This is a genomic window from Streptomyces sp. NPDC006283 (assembly GCF_040613325.1).
Taxonomy (GTDB): Bacteria; Actinomycetota; Actinomycetes; order Streptomycetales; family Streptomycetaceae; genus Streptomyces.
The window spans coordinates 1-14,838 of the sequence record NZ_JBEXRZ010000179.1; the positions used below are offsets into that span (position 1 = coordinate 1).

The following is a 14,838-nucleotide window of genomic DNA, read 5'->3' on the forward strand; positions in this document are numbered from 1 at the left end:
CAGATCTTTCCGATCCGATTTCCTCGGTGTGCTTTCCGGCCTTTCGGCCTTCCGGCGTTTCCGACTCTATCAGATCCTTTCGGGCCTGATTCCCAATCAGAGGGGGGTGTCTTCCCGGCTGTTGGGCCGTTCCGACGAGTGAGACTTTAGCGGAATCCTGCCTCCCGACGCTAATCGGGCCGGCGTTCCTTCGAACGCGGATTCCTCATTTCGCAAAAGCACACGAAAGACAGGCGACATGTAATGCCGCTCGCCAGAAGTGGTTCTTGCTGAATGGCTGTCCGGGGCCGACCGGAGTCGGTGCTCACGTCGGACAACTCGGAGAACACTACGGACGGAGGTTCTCGCTGTCAACCTGCGGCCTGCGGGCGTACCCTGAGCCCATGACATCGCGTACGTGCCTCACCCAGTGGTGGGCCGCCTGACGGCGGCCGGCACTCACGTACGCACCCACGGCCGCCGCTTCGGCGGCCGTTCGCGTGTCTCCCTCCGGGAGCCCGGCCGCTGGACGCGGCGGCTTCGACCAGGAGACGGAGAACGAGATGACGCGGATCTTCAGCGGGATCAAGCCGACAGGCCATCTGACCCTCGGCAACTACCTCGGAGCGATGCGCCGGTGGGTCGAGGTGGACCAGCTGCAGGCGGACGCGCTGTTCAGCGTGGTCGATCTGCATGCCCTGACGGTGGAGCACGACCCGGGGCGGGTCCGCAGACTCAGCCGCCAGGCCGCGACGCTGATGCTCGCGGCAGGTCTGGATCCCGAACTCTGCACGATCTTTGTGCAGAGCCATGTGGACGAGCACGCCCGCCTCTCCTACATCCTCGAATGCACCGCGACCGACGGCGAGCTGCGCCGGATGATCCAGTACAAGGAGAAGGGTGCGCAGGCCCGGGCGGCCGGGCAGAGCGTGCGGCTGTCCCTGCTGACGTATCCGGTTCTGATGGCCGCGGACATCCTGGCGTACGGGACCGACGAGGTACCGGTCGGCGAGGACCAGACGCAGCACGTCGAGCTGACGCGTGATCTCGCGGTGCGGTTCAACCAGCGTTACGGGCACACCTTCACCGTTCCGCGGGCGACGCACCCGCCGGTGGCGGCCCGCGTCATGGATCTGCAGGACCCGACATCAAAAATGGGGAAGTCCCATGCAGCGGGGGCGGGCATCGTCTATCTGCTCGACGAGCCCGATGTCGTACGCAAGAAGATCATGCGGGCCGTCACGGACAGCGGGCGTGACGTCGAGTACGACCGGGAGGAACGGCCCGGCGTGGCCAATCTGCTCGAGATCCTGTCGGCCTGCTCGGGACGGAACCCGGGCGAGCTTGCCGGTGCGTACGAGTCGTACGGAGCGTTGAAGAAGGACACGGCCGAGGCGGTGGAGGAGCTGCTGAGGCCGATCAGGAAGCGGCACGCCGAGCTCGCGGCCGATCCGGGACATGTCGACGAGGTACTGAGGAAGGGCGCTGAGCGGGCGAGGGCGATGGCCCGCCCGACGGTCGATGCGGCGTACCGGGCGATCGGTCTGCTGCCGCCCGCCTGAAGCGCACGGGAGACACGCGCGGGACACAGGGTGCGGCCTGCCGTCACGGTTCACGACGGCAGGCCTGCCCCGAAGAGCCGCCTCAGCCGTTTCCGGAGGCGAGCTCGCGGCTGCGGTCGCGCGCCGCTTCGAGGGCGGCGATCAGTGCGGCTCGTACGCCGTGGTTCTCGAGTTCGCGGATGGCGCTGATGGTGGTGCCGGCGGGGGAGGTGACTGCTTCCCGGAGTTTCACAGGGTGCTCGCCGCTGTCGCGGAGCATCACGGCGGCGCCGATCGCGGCCTGGACGATCAGGTCGTGGGCCTGGGCGCGCGGCAGGCCGAGGAGGATGCCGGCGTCGGTCATGGCCTCGACGAGGAAGTAGAAGTATGCCGGCCCGGATCCGGAGAGGGCGGTTGCGGCGTCCTGCTGGGACTCGGGGACGCGGAGGGTCTTGCCGACCCCGCCGAAGATCTCCTCGGCGTGGGCGACGTGCTCCGTCGTTGCGTGGCTGCCGGCAGAGATCACGGACATGCCCTCGTCGACGAGCACGGGGGTGTTGGGCATGACGCGGACGACAGGGGCGCCTGCGGCCAGGCGCTCCTCGATGAAGGAGGTGGTGATACCGGCGGCGGCGCTGATGACGAGGCGGTCGGCGGTGATGTGGGGGCCGAGTTCGTCGAGGAGCTTGCCCATGTCCTGGGGCTTGACCGCGAGGATCAGTGTGTCGGCGCGCTTGGCGGCTTCGGCGTTGGTGACGGGCTCGACGCCGTAGCGGGTGCGCAGCTCCTCAGCGCGGTCGGTGCGTCGAGTGGTGACCAACAGGTTCGCGGGCCGCCAGCCGGCGCGGATCATTCCGCTGAGAAGCGCTTCGCCGATCTTGCCCGTACCGAGGACTGCGACTGTCTGGGTCATGGCTCTGTTCACCTCGCCGGTGGGGATACGTGCGGACATCCTTTCACCAGGGGCTCGGGCGTGCCGTGGTGTCCGAGTGCCGGTACGTGCGCTTGGCTGCGGCCTTGGCCGGGCGGTGGGTGTCAGGCGGTCCGGCGGCGCAGGGTGGCCGCGCCGAGGGCGAGGACGAGCAGGGCACAGGCGGCGACCACCAGGGCGTCCCTGACGAAGTCCCCGGTGACGTCGGGGTTGCGCAGTACTTCGCTCATGGCGTCGACGGCGTAGGACATGGGCAGCACGTCGGAGATGGCTTCGAGGACGGGCTGCATGTTGTCGCGCGGGGTGAACAGGCCGCACAGCAGCAGTTGGGGGAAGATCACGGCCGGCATGAACTGGACCGCCTGGAACTCGGAGGCGGCGAAGGCGGAGACGAAGAGTCCCAGCGCCGTGCCGAGGAGCGCGTCGAGGAGCGCGACGAGGAGCAGTAGCCAGGGCGAGCCGACGATGTCGAGACCCAGGCCCCACAGTGCGAGGCCGGTGGCGAGGACGGACTGGACGACGGCGACGAGTCCGAAGGCGAGGGCGTAGCCGGCGATCAGGTCGGCTTTGCCGAGCGGCATGGCGAGGAGGCGTTCCAGGGTGCCGGAGGTGCGCTCACGCAGGGTGGCGATGGAGGTCACCAGGAACATCGTGATCAGCGGGAAGATCCCGAGCAGCGAGGCGCCGATGGAGTCGAAGGTCTGCGGGCTGCCGTCGAAGACGAAGCGGAGCAGGAACAGCATCACGCACGGCACGAGGATCATCAGGGCGATGGAGCGAGGGTCGTGGCGGAGCTGACGCAGGACGCGTGCGGCGGTGGCGAGGGTGCGGGCGGGGCTCATCGGACGTTCTCCTGAAGGGCGTTGGCGTCGGCCTCGTCGACCAGGTGGAGGAAGGCCTGTTCCACGGTCTCCGAGCGGGTGCGGATGCGCAGGTCGTCCGGGGTGTCCTCGGCGAGGATCCCGCCGTCGCGCATGAGGAGGAGCCGGTGGCAGCGTTCGGCCTCGTCCATGACGTGGGAGGAGACGAGGATCGTCGTGCCGCGTTCGTCGGCGAGGCGGTGGAAGAGGTCCCAGAGGTCGCGGCGGAGGACGGGGTCCAGGCCGACGGTGGGTTCGTCGAGGACGAGGACCTCGGGGGTGCCGAGCAGGGCGACGGCGAGTGAGACCCGGCTGCGCTGACCGCCGGAGAGCCGGCCGGCGAGCGAGTCCGCGTGCGAGGCGAGGTCGACGTCCGCGATCGCCCGGGTGACGTGCTGGTCGCGGGTGTCGCGATGGTGGCGGCCCGGGAGGAGGACGGAGGCGAAGTAGTCGAGGTTCTGGCGGACGGTGAGGTCGTCGTAGACGGACGGCGCCTGGGTGACGTAGCCGATGCGGGAGCGGAGCGCGGCGTCGCCGGCAGGGCGGCCGAGGATCTCCAGGGTGCCGGTGACGTTGGCCTGGGTGCCGACGACCGCGCGCATCAGGGTTGATTTGCCGCAGCCGGAAGGACCGAGGAGGCCGGTGATGCGGCCGGGGAGGACGGTGAAGTCGAGACCGCGCAGGACGGTGCGGTCGCCGCGTACGGCGGTGAGGCCACGGGCCAGGACGGCAACCTCCGAGCAATTCATCATGCGATGAATAATGCGCCCGGGTGTGCGAGCCGTCAAGACTCGCGCCCGGCCACACCTTGACGGGTGCGACCGGGCGCGGGCCGAGGTCGTGTCTTTTGAATGCTGGGCGCTGGACGCCTGGCTGTTGGGTGCCTGACCGTTGGGTGCCTGGCTGTCGGATGCCGGCTGGTCAGCTGCGCTTGGGTCTGCCGCCCTTCGGCCGACGGCCGGCGGGGTTGCCGCTACGGGTGCTGCGCCGCTTCTCGTACTGCTTGAGCGCCGTCTCGTACTCGGCGCGACGGAGTTTCTCGCCGGGTGCCTCGAAGAAACAACGCAGGAAGTAGGCGATGAGGGAGCCGATGAAGCCGATCATCTTCAGGCTGCGCAGCGAGTCCTCGGCCGGGGAACCGTCGGGCCGGCGGGAGAAGCTCTCCCAGGTCTTGCGGAAGGCGATGGCGCTGCACACCGCGAACATGACCACGACGATGACGTTCACAAAGCTGCCGACCTCGGCGATCGCCAGGCCCTGGTAGGCGAAGCGCAGCACCATGGCGGCCGCGAAGGCGGTGATCAGCGAGCCGGCGGCGAGACCGGCCCGGCGCAGCCCGTAGCCCCCGTCGTGGCCGACCCAGGTCGTGCCGAAGAAACGGATGGGCTCGGGCTCGGGGCCGCCGGTACCGGCCGGGCCGTGTGCGGTGCTGTTCTCGGTCTGGTCGCTCACGGGGTCGATTATCCCGCGTGCGCCGGTGACCGGTCAGGAGCAGCGCGGAGCGACGTAGCCGTCACTCCCGGTCTGTACGTAGGCGTCGGATACGAACTGGCCGTTGGCGATGTTGTCCCAGAGGCTGGTCGTCCCGTACGGGCCCGAGATGGTCTCGCCGGGCTTCTGGCAGTAGATCGGCACGCTTGCGCCGTACGGCAGGATCTTGACGAGTCGGTACTGGGTGCCGGGGCCGCTGCGGACGTTCAGCCGGACGCCCGGCGCGACCGGGTAGCGCCTGGCGGCCATGGGCTGCAGCGCGTCGGCCGCACCCGCGATCTCGGCGCCCTGGACCTCGGTGTCGTGCGTGTCCGCGTTCCGCTTCTCCGCGTTCTGGATCTCGTCAAGTGCCATCGGACTTTCCCCCGTTGTCGTCGATGTGCATGGCCGGCGTGTCCGCCGCGCGCAGGCTAGCAAGCCATGGCCGGATCGCACGCACCATCGACTAGGCTCCGAGCGTCGCGTGTGCGCACCATCAGACGGGGGTGGGAGATGCCACCGCTGCGCAGCACCGGGCCGTTCCCGGAAGCGGAGCATCCGGAATTTGCGGGCCAGTACCGCCTGGAGGCATGCCTGGGCAACGGAGGCATGGGCGTCGTCCATCTGGCCACCTCCGCCTCGGGGTTGCGACTCGCGGTCAAGGTCATCCACGCCGAGCACGCCTCCGACCCGGAGTTCAGGGCCCGCTTCCGGCAGGAAGTCACGGCCGCCCGCCGGGTCAGCGGAGCGTTCACCGCGCCGGTCGTCGACGCCGACCCGGATGCCGAACGGCCATGGATGGCCACCCTTTTCATCGACGGCCCGACGCTCGCGGAGCGGGTGAAGCGGAACGGCCCCCTGGATCCGGTCGGGCTGCGCAGGGCGGGCGCGGGTCTCGCGGAGGCGCTGCGCGACATCCACCGTGCCGGCGTGGTGCACCGCGACCTCAAGCCAAGCAATGTGCTTCTGGCGGCAGATGGACCGAAAGTCATCGACTTCGGTATCTCGCGTCCCTCGGACAGCGATCTGCACACGGAGACGGGCAAGCTGATCGGCACACCGCCGTTCATGGCGCCCGAGCAGTTCCAGCGGCCGCGCGAGGTCGGGCCGGAGGCGGATGTGTTCGCGCTCGGTGCGGTGCTGGTGCACGCGGCGACCGGTCGGGGCCCGTTCGACTCCGACAGCCCGTACATCGTGGCGTACCAGGTGGTGCACAACGATCCGGACCTTGCGGGGGTGCCGGAGGATCTCGTACCGCTGCTGGCGCGTTGTCTCGCCAAGGACCCGCGGGAGCGGCCGACGCCGTACGAGCTGATGGTCGCGTTGCGTGCGTCGTCGCCCTCGTCGGCGTGCGACACCCAGGCGTACATACCGGCGCAGCGCGAGCCGGATCCCGTCGAGAACCCCCGGCCCGTCACAAAAGCGGCCCAGGCCTCGGGGGCTCCTGGCCCCGGGGCGGACGGCGGCAGCGGCCCGGCCGGTTCGTCGCGGAAGCCGTTCGGCAGGAAGGCGCGCTGGAGGGCGAGCGCCGCGGCACTCGCCCTGCTGCTGACGAGCGGGATCGTGGCCGTCGGCGCACTGACGGACGGCGAAGGCGGGGACCGTCCCCCCGTCACGACACGCGCCAAGGAACGCTTGCGCCCGTGGAACGCCGCCCTCCCCGGCGGCGACGGCGCGAACGGGACCCCGGTCTGCACGGCGACGGGCGGCGGTCTCTACTGCAGTGCGCCCGGTGTGAAGGCCGCCCGGCTGAACCCCGCGGACGGAAAGGTGCTCTGGTCGGTCGCGGCGCGGGCCGGCACGTCCGCGCAGAGCGACGAGAGCCTGGTCCCCGTTGTCGCCGGAGGGCTATTGCAGGTGATGACGCCCGGCAGCGGCCGGTACGAGGCGCTCGATCCCGCCACGGGTGCGGTGCGCTGGGACATGGACGTCTCCGCGTATGCCACGGTCCGTTCCGTCGGCGACACCGTGCTGCTGATGTCGGACACCGGTACGGTCCGGGCGGTCGACTCCGCGACGGGCCGTGACCGCTGGCAGCAGCGGCACGGCGGACCCGGGTCCCAGCTGGTCGCCTCCGCCGGTGGCGGACCGGCGCTCACCGCCACATCCTCGCCGGACGGCACGTCCACCCAGGTCAGCGCCTTCGACACAGCGCACGGCGAGCGGCTCTGGACGAAGCGGCTGCCGGGCTCGCTCCATCCCGTGCAGCTCTCGGACGACGGCGTTCTGCATCTGCTCGCCGCGGACGCCGACGGCTTCACCACCGCGGTCGTACGCCTCGACACGGCCGATGCCGGCCGGGCCGTCCGTCGCATCCCGCTCGCCGTACCGGTCGACCAGGCGCAGGCAGGGGTGGCCGGCGACATGGTCCTGCTCGCCGGCGCGGGCGGCTCGCTTCTCGCCCTCGACACCACGAAGGCGCACGGCGGCTCGCAGCTGTGGCGGCTGGAGACCTCGGCCGCCCGGCTCTCCCGCCCGGTCGCCGGCACAGGCGCGGTGTACGTGTCGGCAGCGGACGGGCGGCTGCTCGCCGTCGACGCGAAGCTCGGCCGGCTCACCGGCCAGACTCCGCCGCGTATGGCGGACGACGGCTCCAGGCTCGCGTCCATGCTGCCCGCGCCGGTCCATGCCGACGGCAAGGTGTTCGCGACCGCCCCCGACGGGTCGGTCTTCGCGGTGGACGCGAAGGACCCGACGCGCTGGTGAGCACGCCGGGTCCTTGAAGTGAGCGGGTCACCCCCGGGGCGGGTCGGCCCGGTGCCGGTCGGCTCGGGGGTGATCGGCCCAGGGTCAGCCCAGCTTGGAGACGTCCCTGACGGCGCCCTTGTCGGCGCTCGTGGCCATCGCGGCGTAGGCCCGCAGGGCGGCGGAGACCTTGCGCTCGCGGGACTTCGGGGCGTACGCGCCGTTCAGCCCCTCGCGGCGGGCGGCCAGCGTGGTGTCGTCGACGAGCAGCTCGATCGTGCGGTTCGGGATGTCGATACGGATGCGGTCACCGTCCTCGACCAGGGCGATCGTGCCGCCCGCGGCCGCCTCGGGCGAGGCGTGGCCGATGGAGAGGCCGGAGGTGCCGCCGGAGAAGCGGCCGTCCGTGATCAGCGCGCAGGTCTTCCCGAGGCCGCGGCCCTTCAGATACGAGGTCGGGTAGAGCATCTCCTGCATGCCGGGGCCGCCCTTGGGGCCCTCGTAGCGGATGACGACGACGTCGCCGTCCTTGACCTGCTGGGTGAGGATCTTCTGGACGGCCTCCTCCTGCGACTCGCAGACGACCGCCGGGCCCTCGAAGGTCCAGATCGACTCGTCCACGCCGGCCGTCTTCACGACACAGCCGTCGACCGCGAGGTTGCCCTTCAGGACCGCCAGGCCTCCGTCCTTCGAGTACGCGTGCTCCGCCGAGCGGATGCAGCCGCCGGCCGCGTCCTCGTCGAGGGCCTCCCAGCGCTCGGACTGGGAGAAGGCCTCCGCGGAGCGGACGCAGCCGGGGGCCGCGTGCCACAGCTCGACGGCCTTGGCGGACGGGGAGCCGCCGCGCACGTCCCAGGTCTTCAGCCAGTCCGCCAGCGACGGGCTGTGCACGGAGTGGACGTCCTCGTTGAGCAGGCCGGCCCGGTGCAGCTCGCCGAGCAGGGCGGGGATGCCGCCGGCACGGTGCACGTCCTCCATGTAGTACGTACGGTCCTTGGCGACGTTCGGGGCGACCTTGGCGAGACAGGGCACGCGGCGGGAGACCTCGTTGATCTCGTCGAGGCCGAAGGGGACTCCCGCCTCCTGGGCCGCGGCCAGCAGGTGCAGGATCGTGTTGGTCGAACCGCCCATGGCGATGTCGAGGGCCATGGCGTTCTCGAAGGCCGCGACGTTCGCGATGGTCCGCGGCAGGACCGTCTCGTCGTCCTGCTCGTAGTAGCGGCGAGTGATGTCCATGACCGTCCGGGCAGCGTCGACGTACAGCTGCTTACGGGCCGTGTGCGTGGCCAGGACCGAGCCGTTGCCCGGCAGGGACAGGCCGATCGCCTCGGTCAGGCAGTTCATCGAGTTGGCGGTGAACATGCCGGAGCAGGAGCCGCAGGTCGGACAGGCGTTCTCCTCGATGCGGAGGATGTCCTCGTCCGAGATCTTGTCGTTCACGGCATCGGAGATCGCGTCGACCAGGTCGAGCGTACGGACCGTGCCGTCGACCAGGGTGGCCCGGCCGGACTCCATGGGGCCGCCGGAGACGAAGACCGTGGGGATGTTCAGCCGGAGGGCGGCGTTCAGCATGCCCGGGGTGATCTTGTCGCAGTTGGAGATGCAGATCAGGGCGTCGGCACAGTGGGCCTCGACCATGTACTCCACGGAGTCGGCGATCAGGTCGCGCGACGGCAGCGAGTAGAGCATGCCGCCATGGCCCATCGCGATGCCGTCGTCGACCGCGATCGTGTTGAACTCGCGCGCGATGCCGCCCGCCTCCCGGATGGCGTCGGAGACGATCCGGCCGACCGGCTGGAGGTGGGTGTGGCCCGGCACGAACTCGGTGAAGGAGTTCGCGACCGCGATGATCGGCTTGCGGCCGATGTCCGCGCCCGGTACACCGGAGGCCCGCATAAGGGCGCGGGCGCCCGCCATGTTGCGACCGTGGGTGACTGTGCGGGACCTCAGCTCGGGCATCGCGCTCGCTCCTTAGGCGTCCTGAGGACGGATGGGTCTTAGTCGAGCCTACGCCGCCACTCCAAGATCTGGACATCATGTCCGAAATGCGGGACGAGTGGCTCAGTCCTCGGTCGCCCGGCTGTCCGGGGTGCCGGCGGCGTCCGGCGGAGCGGGCGCAGCCGGGCCCGACGGGTCGGCCTCCGTCAGGTACCGCTGGAGGGTCGGCGCCACCATCCGCACGATGTCCTCCGGATCCGCCGACGCCAGCGGCTCCACCTGGATCACGTACCGCAGGATCGCGATGCCGACCATGTGCGAGGCGGCGAGCTCGGCACGGAACCGCGGGTCCGGTACGTCCAGTTCCGCCGCGACCCGCTCCAGCAGCCGCCGCAGTACGAACCCGCGCAGCACCTTCGCCGCCGCCTCATGGGTCAGCGCGGACCGTATGACGGCCAGCATCGGGGCGCGGGTCGCCGGGTTCTCCCACACGCCGATGAAAAATCGAGCCAGCCGCTCGCCGATGCCCGCCGCACCCTGCCCCAGGATCTGCGGGACGACCATCGCCGGTTCGAAGGAGACCTCGATGGCGGCCGCGAAGACGTCGTCCTTGGTGCCGAAGTAGTGGTGCACGAGTGCCGCGTCCACCCCGGCCGCCCTGGCGATGCCGCGCATGGTGGTCTTGTCGTAGCCCCGCTCCGCGAACTCGGTGCGCGCCGCCTGGAGGATGCGCTCCTGGGCCCCCGGCCCCTCGTCCGCCGCTTTGCGGGCCGGACGGCCGCGGCGTCTGCGCTCCTCCGTCATGAGATGCGGGTGGCCGATGCGAGGTGCAGCCTCGTGAAGGCCAGCGCCTCCGCCAGGTCGGCCTCGCGTTCGGCGGCGGACATGGCGCGCCGCGTGTTGACCTCGATGACGACATGGCCGTCGAAGCCCGTACGCGCGAGCCGCTCCAGCAGTTCGGCGCAGGGCTGGTCACCACGGCCGGGGACGAGGTGCTCGTCCTTCGCGGACCCCCTGCCGTCGGCGAGGTGCACATGGCCGAGCCGGTCGCCCATGCGGTCGATCATCGCCATGGTGTCGGTGCGGGCGGTCGCCGTGTGTGAGAGGTCGACCGTGAAGTGGCGGTAGTCCTCTTTGGTGACGTCCCAGTCCGGGGCGTACGCGAGCATCTCGCGGTCCCGGTAGCGCCACGGGTACATGTTCTCCACCGCGAACCGCACGTCCGTCTCGTTCGCCATCCGCCAGATCCCGCTGACGAAATCACGGGCGTACTGCCGCTGCCAACGGAACGGCGGGTGCACGACGACCGTCGACGCCCCGAGCTTCTCCGCCGCGGCGCGCGCCCGCTGCAGCTTGACCCACGGATCGGTGGACCACACGCGCTGGGTGATCAGCAGACAGGGCGCGTGCACGGCGTGCACGGGCATCTGGTGGTAGTCGGAGAGCCGACGCAGCGCCTCGATGTCCTGGCTGACGGGGTCGGTCCACACCATGACCTCGACACCGTCGTAGCCGAGGCGCGCGGCGATCTCGAAGGCCGTAGCCGTCGACTCCGGATAGACGGAAGCAGTCGACAGGACAACCTTCGCATCCGGGATGCGCACCACTGGTTCTGCCACGGAGACAGCGTACGGGGCCGAACTAGGCGGTAGGGAGGTGATCGAGACGGCGCAGGATGAGTCCCTCGCGCAGCGCCCAGGGGCAGATCTCCAGCTCCTCCACGCCGAACAGGTCCATCGCACCCTCCGCGACCAGGGCTCCTGCGAGTATCTGGCGGGCCCGCCCCTCGGACACGCCGGGCAGGCCGACGCGCTGCTCGACGGTCATGGCGGCCAGCTTCGGAACCCATTCCTCCAGCGAACTGCGACTCAGATCACGCTGCACGTACAGTCCCTCCGCCGAGCGGGCGGCACCGGCGATCCGGGCCAGCTGCTTGAAGGTCTTCGAGGTCGCCACGATGTGGTCGGGCCTGCCGAAGCGGCTGAACTCGCCGACCGTACGGGCGATCTCCGCCCTCACATGGCGGCGCAGCGCCTTCACGTCACTCATGTCCGGCGGGTCGCCGGGCAGCATGCCCGCGGTGAGCCGTCCGGCGCCGAGCGGCAGGGACACGGCCTTGTCGGGGTCCTCGTCGATGCCGAACGCGATTTCCAGGGAGCCGCCGCCGATGTCGAGGACAAGCAGTTTCCCGGCCGACCAGCCGAACCATCGGCGGGCGGCGAGAAAGGTGAGACGGGCTTCCTCCTCGCCGCTCAGCACCGTCAGCACGACGCCGGTCTCGTCCTTGACCCGTGCCAGTACCGCGTCCGCGTTGGTGGCCTCGCGCACCGCGGAGGTCGCGAAGGCGAGGACCTCCTCGCAGCCCTTGTCCTCGGCGGCCTGGAGGGCGCCGGTGATGGTGTCGATGAGACGGTCGACGCCGTGGGGGCCGATCGCCCCGTCCTCGTCGAGCAGTTCCGCGAGGCGCAGTTCGGCCTTGTGCGAGTGGGCGGGCAGCGGCCGTGCACCGGGGTGGGCATCGACTGCCAGCAGGTGCACCGTGTTCGAACCGACGTCGAGGACTCCGAGTCTCATGGACGGAACGCTACTGCGGCCGCACGCATACGCTGGACCCGTGCCAAAGACGAAAAAGGCGAAGCCGGGCAAAGCCAACCCGATGAAGAAGATCCAAGAGGACGAGAAGGGTCTGGACTTCGCCCGCGCCTGGGTGGAGTTCCCCGACCCCGCGGACGACGAGCAGGTCTTCCGCTGCGACCTGACCTGGCTGACCTCCCGCTGGACGTGCATCTTCGGCAGCGGCTGCCAGGGGATCCAGGCGGGGCGCGCGGACGACGGCTGCTGCACGCTCGGGGCGCACTTCTCCGACGAGGACGACGAGAAGCGGGTCGCCGGGCACGTGGCGCGGCTAACTCCGGACCTGTGGGAGTTCCACGACGTCGGCACGAGCACCGGCTGGGTGCAGCAGGACGACGACGGGGAGCGCCAGACGCGCCGCTGGAAGGGATCCTGCATCTTCCAGAACCGCCCCGGGTTCGCGGGCGGGGCGGGCTGCTCGCTGCACATCCTGGCGCTGCGTGAGGGCCGCGAGCCGCTGGAGACCAAGCCCGACGTGTGCTGGCAGCTGCCGGTGCGGCGCACGTACGAGTGGATCGACCGCCCCGACGACACTCGCGTGCTCCAGGTGTCGATCGGCGAGTACGACCGCCGCGGGTGGGGCCCGGGCGGCCACGACCTGCACTGGTGGTGCACCTCGGCGACGTCCGCGCACGGCGCCGGTGAGCCGGTGTACGTGACGTACCGCCCGGAGCTCACGGAGCTGATGGGCAAGGCCGCGTACGACGTGCTGGTCGAGCTGTGCGAGGCCCGGCTCGCCTCGGCCCTGCCCCTCCTGGCCCCCCACCCGGCGGCCCCCCCGCGCGGGGGTACCTCCTGACGGAGGAGCGAGGGCGCCCCGGCGGGACCGGGGCGCCGCCTTTCAGTTCGCCGGCGGGGGTGTCGCCGGTTCGGTGGGCGGGGTGGGAGTCGGCTGCGACTGGGTCGGGCCGGGGTCCGGCGAGGACGGCGGCGGGCTCGACGGCGGCGTCGGATCCGGGTCCGGCGAGGACGGCGGCGGGCTCGACGGCGGCGTCGGATCCGGGGCCGGCGAGGACGGCGGGGCCGTGGGAGTCGTCGCGCCGTGGCCGCGAATCGACACGACCGCCCCGGAGGGATCGACCCCCACGCGGGCCCGCCAGGGCCCGGCCGGCTCGCGGGAGTGGTCGACGACGACATACAGGGTGATCGTTTCGCCGGGGTTCAGCGTGCCCGAGGCCTGGCTCAGGTACAGCCAGTGCGCACCGGTCCAAGCGGACCAGGCGACCGGGGAGCCGCCGGACGCGGTGAGCGTGATGCGGGTGCCGTTGCCGGCCGGTTCCGCCTCGACCGTGATCCGGCCGGGGCCCGGCTGTCCGGGCACGGTCGGCGACACGGGTGCCTCGTCGCTGATCACCTCGACCGAGACGTCCGGCGAGCGCCGGTTCGCCGTGAACCGCGGGTCCGGCGTCACGTTCGCGTTGCCCGCGTTCTCGTAGTGGTCGTACGGGGCAGCCGCCTCTCCCCCGTTCGTATGCTCGCCTGCACTGACGGCGGGGCCGCCCCGCGCCTCTCCGGTCAGCGGCGCTCCTCGGTACGCCGCCCACAGGGCGAGCACCGGGGCCGCCACCACCGTGGCCACGACCGTCGTCGTCACGGCGCGCGCCCGCAGCCGGTCACGGCGGGCGGCGTGGTCCTTCGGGTCCAGGGGGAAGCCGCCGGGGCCGAAGCGCGGACCGCCCGCTCGCGCGCGGGGCACGTGCGTCATCGCCAGGTACGCGGCGGTCCGCGGAGCCTCGACCAGCGGCAGTGCGGCCGGTGTGACGGCCGAGCCGGGCCACGGCCCGCCCGCGCCGGCGCGCTCCGCGGCGCGCCGGCAGCGCGGGCAGTCGTCGACGTGCCGCACCAGTTCCTGGCGGAGCGCCGCGGAGAGCAGCACGCGATTGTCGCCGGTGAGCCGTGCTACAGCCGGGCAGTCGCCCTTCTCGACGACGGCGAGGGCGGCGCGGGTGCGCTCCACCTCGCAGGCCGCGGCCGCGAGGAGCTCGCGGGTGGCGGCCGGTTCGGCGCCGAGGACGGCGGCGACCTGACCGGCCCCGAGGCCGTGGCGTACGGCGAGTTCGAGGGCTTCGCGCTGCTCGGGCGTGGTGCCGGCGGCCTCGGGCCAGGCCAGCTCGGCCAGTTCGGCACGGTGGCGCTCCACGGTCTCCGGCGGGACGCGGGGGGCGCTCTCCTCGGGTGCCGCGGGCCGCCCGGTGTGGGCGCCCTGGCGCCTGCGCCGCTGTTCGGTCAGCCGGCGCAGGCAGGCCCACCGTGCGAGCGCGTACATCCAGGCCTTCCGCTCCGCCGCGCCGGCCGGGCAGCGTCCGTGCTGCCGTTCGGCGATGGCGAGGACGTCACCGAGCACCGCCGTAGCCGCGTCGTGGTCGCACAGCACGGAGAGGCAGTAGGTGAACAGGCCGTCCAGGTACGGCTCGTAACGGGCGGGCGGCCTCTGCGGCGACGTACGGGGGGCGCGCCGGTGCGCCCGGTGTGCACCGGTGGTGTGGGTAGGGGGTTCCAGCCTGCTGCTCGTCACTCCGTGACCGTAGGGCAGGAGCACAGGCCGTTCGCACCCCTTGAACACTTTTAATCCCTACGGGTGAACAGTTCCCTCGAAGGGGGACAGGAACAGCCAATTCCGGCGCCCGTGTACTACCGCCCGCGCTCCCCGGCGCACGCCGCGCGCTGTCCCCTCCGTCCCCTGGCGCACGCCTGCGCGCTCCCTCTCCCCTCTCCCCGTCGCACGCCTGCGCGCCCCCTCACCCTGCTCCCGTCACACGCCCGTACGCTCCCCCTCCCCTCCGTCCATCGGCCGGGCGGC

The 14,838-nt window shown here is 71.3% G+C and carries 13 protein-coding genes; 3 read left to right on the top strand and 10 right to left on the bottom strand.

All coding sequences use genetic code 11. From position 1 onward, the window contains the following. Positions 1-542: 542 nt before the first annotated feature. A complete protein-coding gene (trpS, locus tag ABZ070_RS27910) occupies positions 543-1,541 on the top strand; it encodes a tryptophan--tRNA ligase (RefSeq protein WP_356638093.1) in 999 nt (332 codons plus the stop codon). Between the two features lie 82 nt (positions 1,542-1,623). Here the strand turns inward: trpS and proC are convergent, their stop codons facing one another. The 5 genes from proC to ABZ070_RS27935 all read right to left on the bottom strand — a co-directional run bounded on the left by proC (position 1,624) and on the right by ABZ070_RS27935 (position 5,051). After that, positions 1,624-2,433, bottom strand: coding sequence for a pyrroline-5-carboxylate reductase (gene proC / locus ABZ070_RS27915; RefSeq protein ID WP_356638094.1), 810 nt, complete (start codon positions 2,431-2,433; stop codon positions 1,624-1,626). Positions 2,434-2,555: 122 nt separating this feature from the next. Beyond that, positions 2,556-3,293, bottom strand: coding sequence for an ABC transporter permease (locus ABZ070_RS27920; RefSeq protein ID WP_356638095.1), 738 nt, complete (start codon positions 3,291-3,293; stop codon positions 2,556-2,558). Then, on the bottom strand, positions 3,290-4,063 hold the full coding sequence (locus ABZ070_RS27925) for an ABC transporter ATP-binding protein (protein WP_356638096.1): 774 nt from the start codon (positions 4,061-4,063) through the stop codon (positions 3,290-3,292). The genes ABZ070_RS27920 and ABZ070_RS27925 overlap by 4 nt, the downstream gene beginning before the upstream one ends. A 169-nt stretch (positions 4,064-4,232) precedes the next feature. Then, a complete protein-coding gene (locus ABZ070_RS27930) occupies positions 4,233-4,763 on the bottom strand; it encodes a hypothetical protein (RefSeq protein ID WP_356638097.1) in 531 nt (176 codons plus the stop codon). A 33-nt stretch (positions 4,764-4,796) separates the two neighbouring features. Continuing rightward, positions 4,797-5,051 (bottom strand): peptidase, encoded by a 255-nt coding sequence (locus tag ABZ070_RS27935; protein WP_356638103.1) that lies wholly within the window; start codon positions 5,049-5,051, stop codon positions 4,797-4,799. 243 nt (positions 5,052-5,294) lie between these two features. Between ABZ070_RS27935 and ABZ070_RS27940 the strand changes: the two genes are divergently transcribed. After that, positions 5,295-7,487, top strand: a complete 2,193-nt coding sequence (locus ABZ070_RS27940; protein WP_356638104.1) for a PQQ-binding-like beta-propeller repeat protein — start codon at positions 5,295-5,297, stop codon at positions 7,485-7,487. An 84-nt stretch (positions 7,488-7,571) separates the two neighbouring features. On the opposite strand, the gene ilvD is transcribed toward ABZ070_RS27940, so the two are convergent. The 4 genes from ilvD to ABZ070_RS27960 form a co-directional block, all read right to left on the bottom strand. Next, positions 7,572-9,425 carry a dihydroxy-acid dehydratase gene (ilvD, locus tag ABZ070_RS27945; RefSeq protein WP_356638098.1) on the bottom strand — a complete coding sequence of 618 codons (1,854 nt, stop codon included), beginning with the start codon at positions 9,423-9,425 and terminating at the stop codon, positions 7,572-7,574. Between the two features lie 102 nt (positions 9,426-9,527). Continuing rightward, positions 9,528-10,208 carry a TetR family transcriptional regulator gene (locus ABZ070_RS27950; protein WP_356638099.1) on the bottom strand — a complete coding sequence of 227 codons (681 nt, stop codon included), beginning with the start codon at positions 10,206-10,208 and terminating at the stop codon, positions 9,528-9,530. Next, a complete protein-coding gene (locus tag ABZ070_RS27955) occupies positions 10,205-11,023 on the bottom strand; it encodes a sugar phosphate isomerase/epimerase (protein WP_356638100.1) in 819 nt (272 codons plus the stop codon). Before ABZ070_RS27955 ends, ABZ070_RS27950 begins: the two co-directional genes overlap by 4 nt. Positions 11,024-11,045: 22 nt before the next feature. Further along, on the bottom strand, positions 11,046-11,978 hold the full coding sequence (locus ABZ070_RS27960; protein WP_356638101.1) for a Ppx/GppA phosphatase family protein: 933 nt from the start codon (positions 11,976-11,978) through the stop codon (positions 11,046-11,048). A gap of 82 nt (positions 11,979-12,060) precedes the next feature. On the opposite strand from ABZ070_RS27960, the gene ABZ070_RS27965 reads away from it, so the two are divergent. Continuing rightward, positions 12,061-12,837, top strand: a complete 777-nt coding sequence (locus ABZ070_RS27965) for a hypothetical protein (RefSeq protein WP_356638105.1) — start codon at positions 12,061-12,063, stop codon at positions 12,835-12,837. A gap of 42 nt (positions 12,838-12,879) precedes the next feature. Here ABZ070_RS27965 and ABZ070_RS27970 read toward each other — a convergent pair whose 3' ends face one another. Then, positions 12,880-14,553, bottom strand: a complete 1,674-nt coding sequence (locus tag ABZ070_RS27970; protein ID WP_356638102.1) for a hypothetical protein — start codon at positions 14,551-14,553, stop codon at positions 12,880-12,882. Positions 14,554-14,838: the final 285 nt, after the last annotated feature.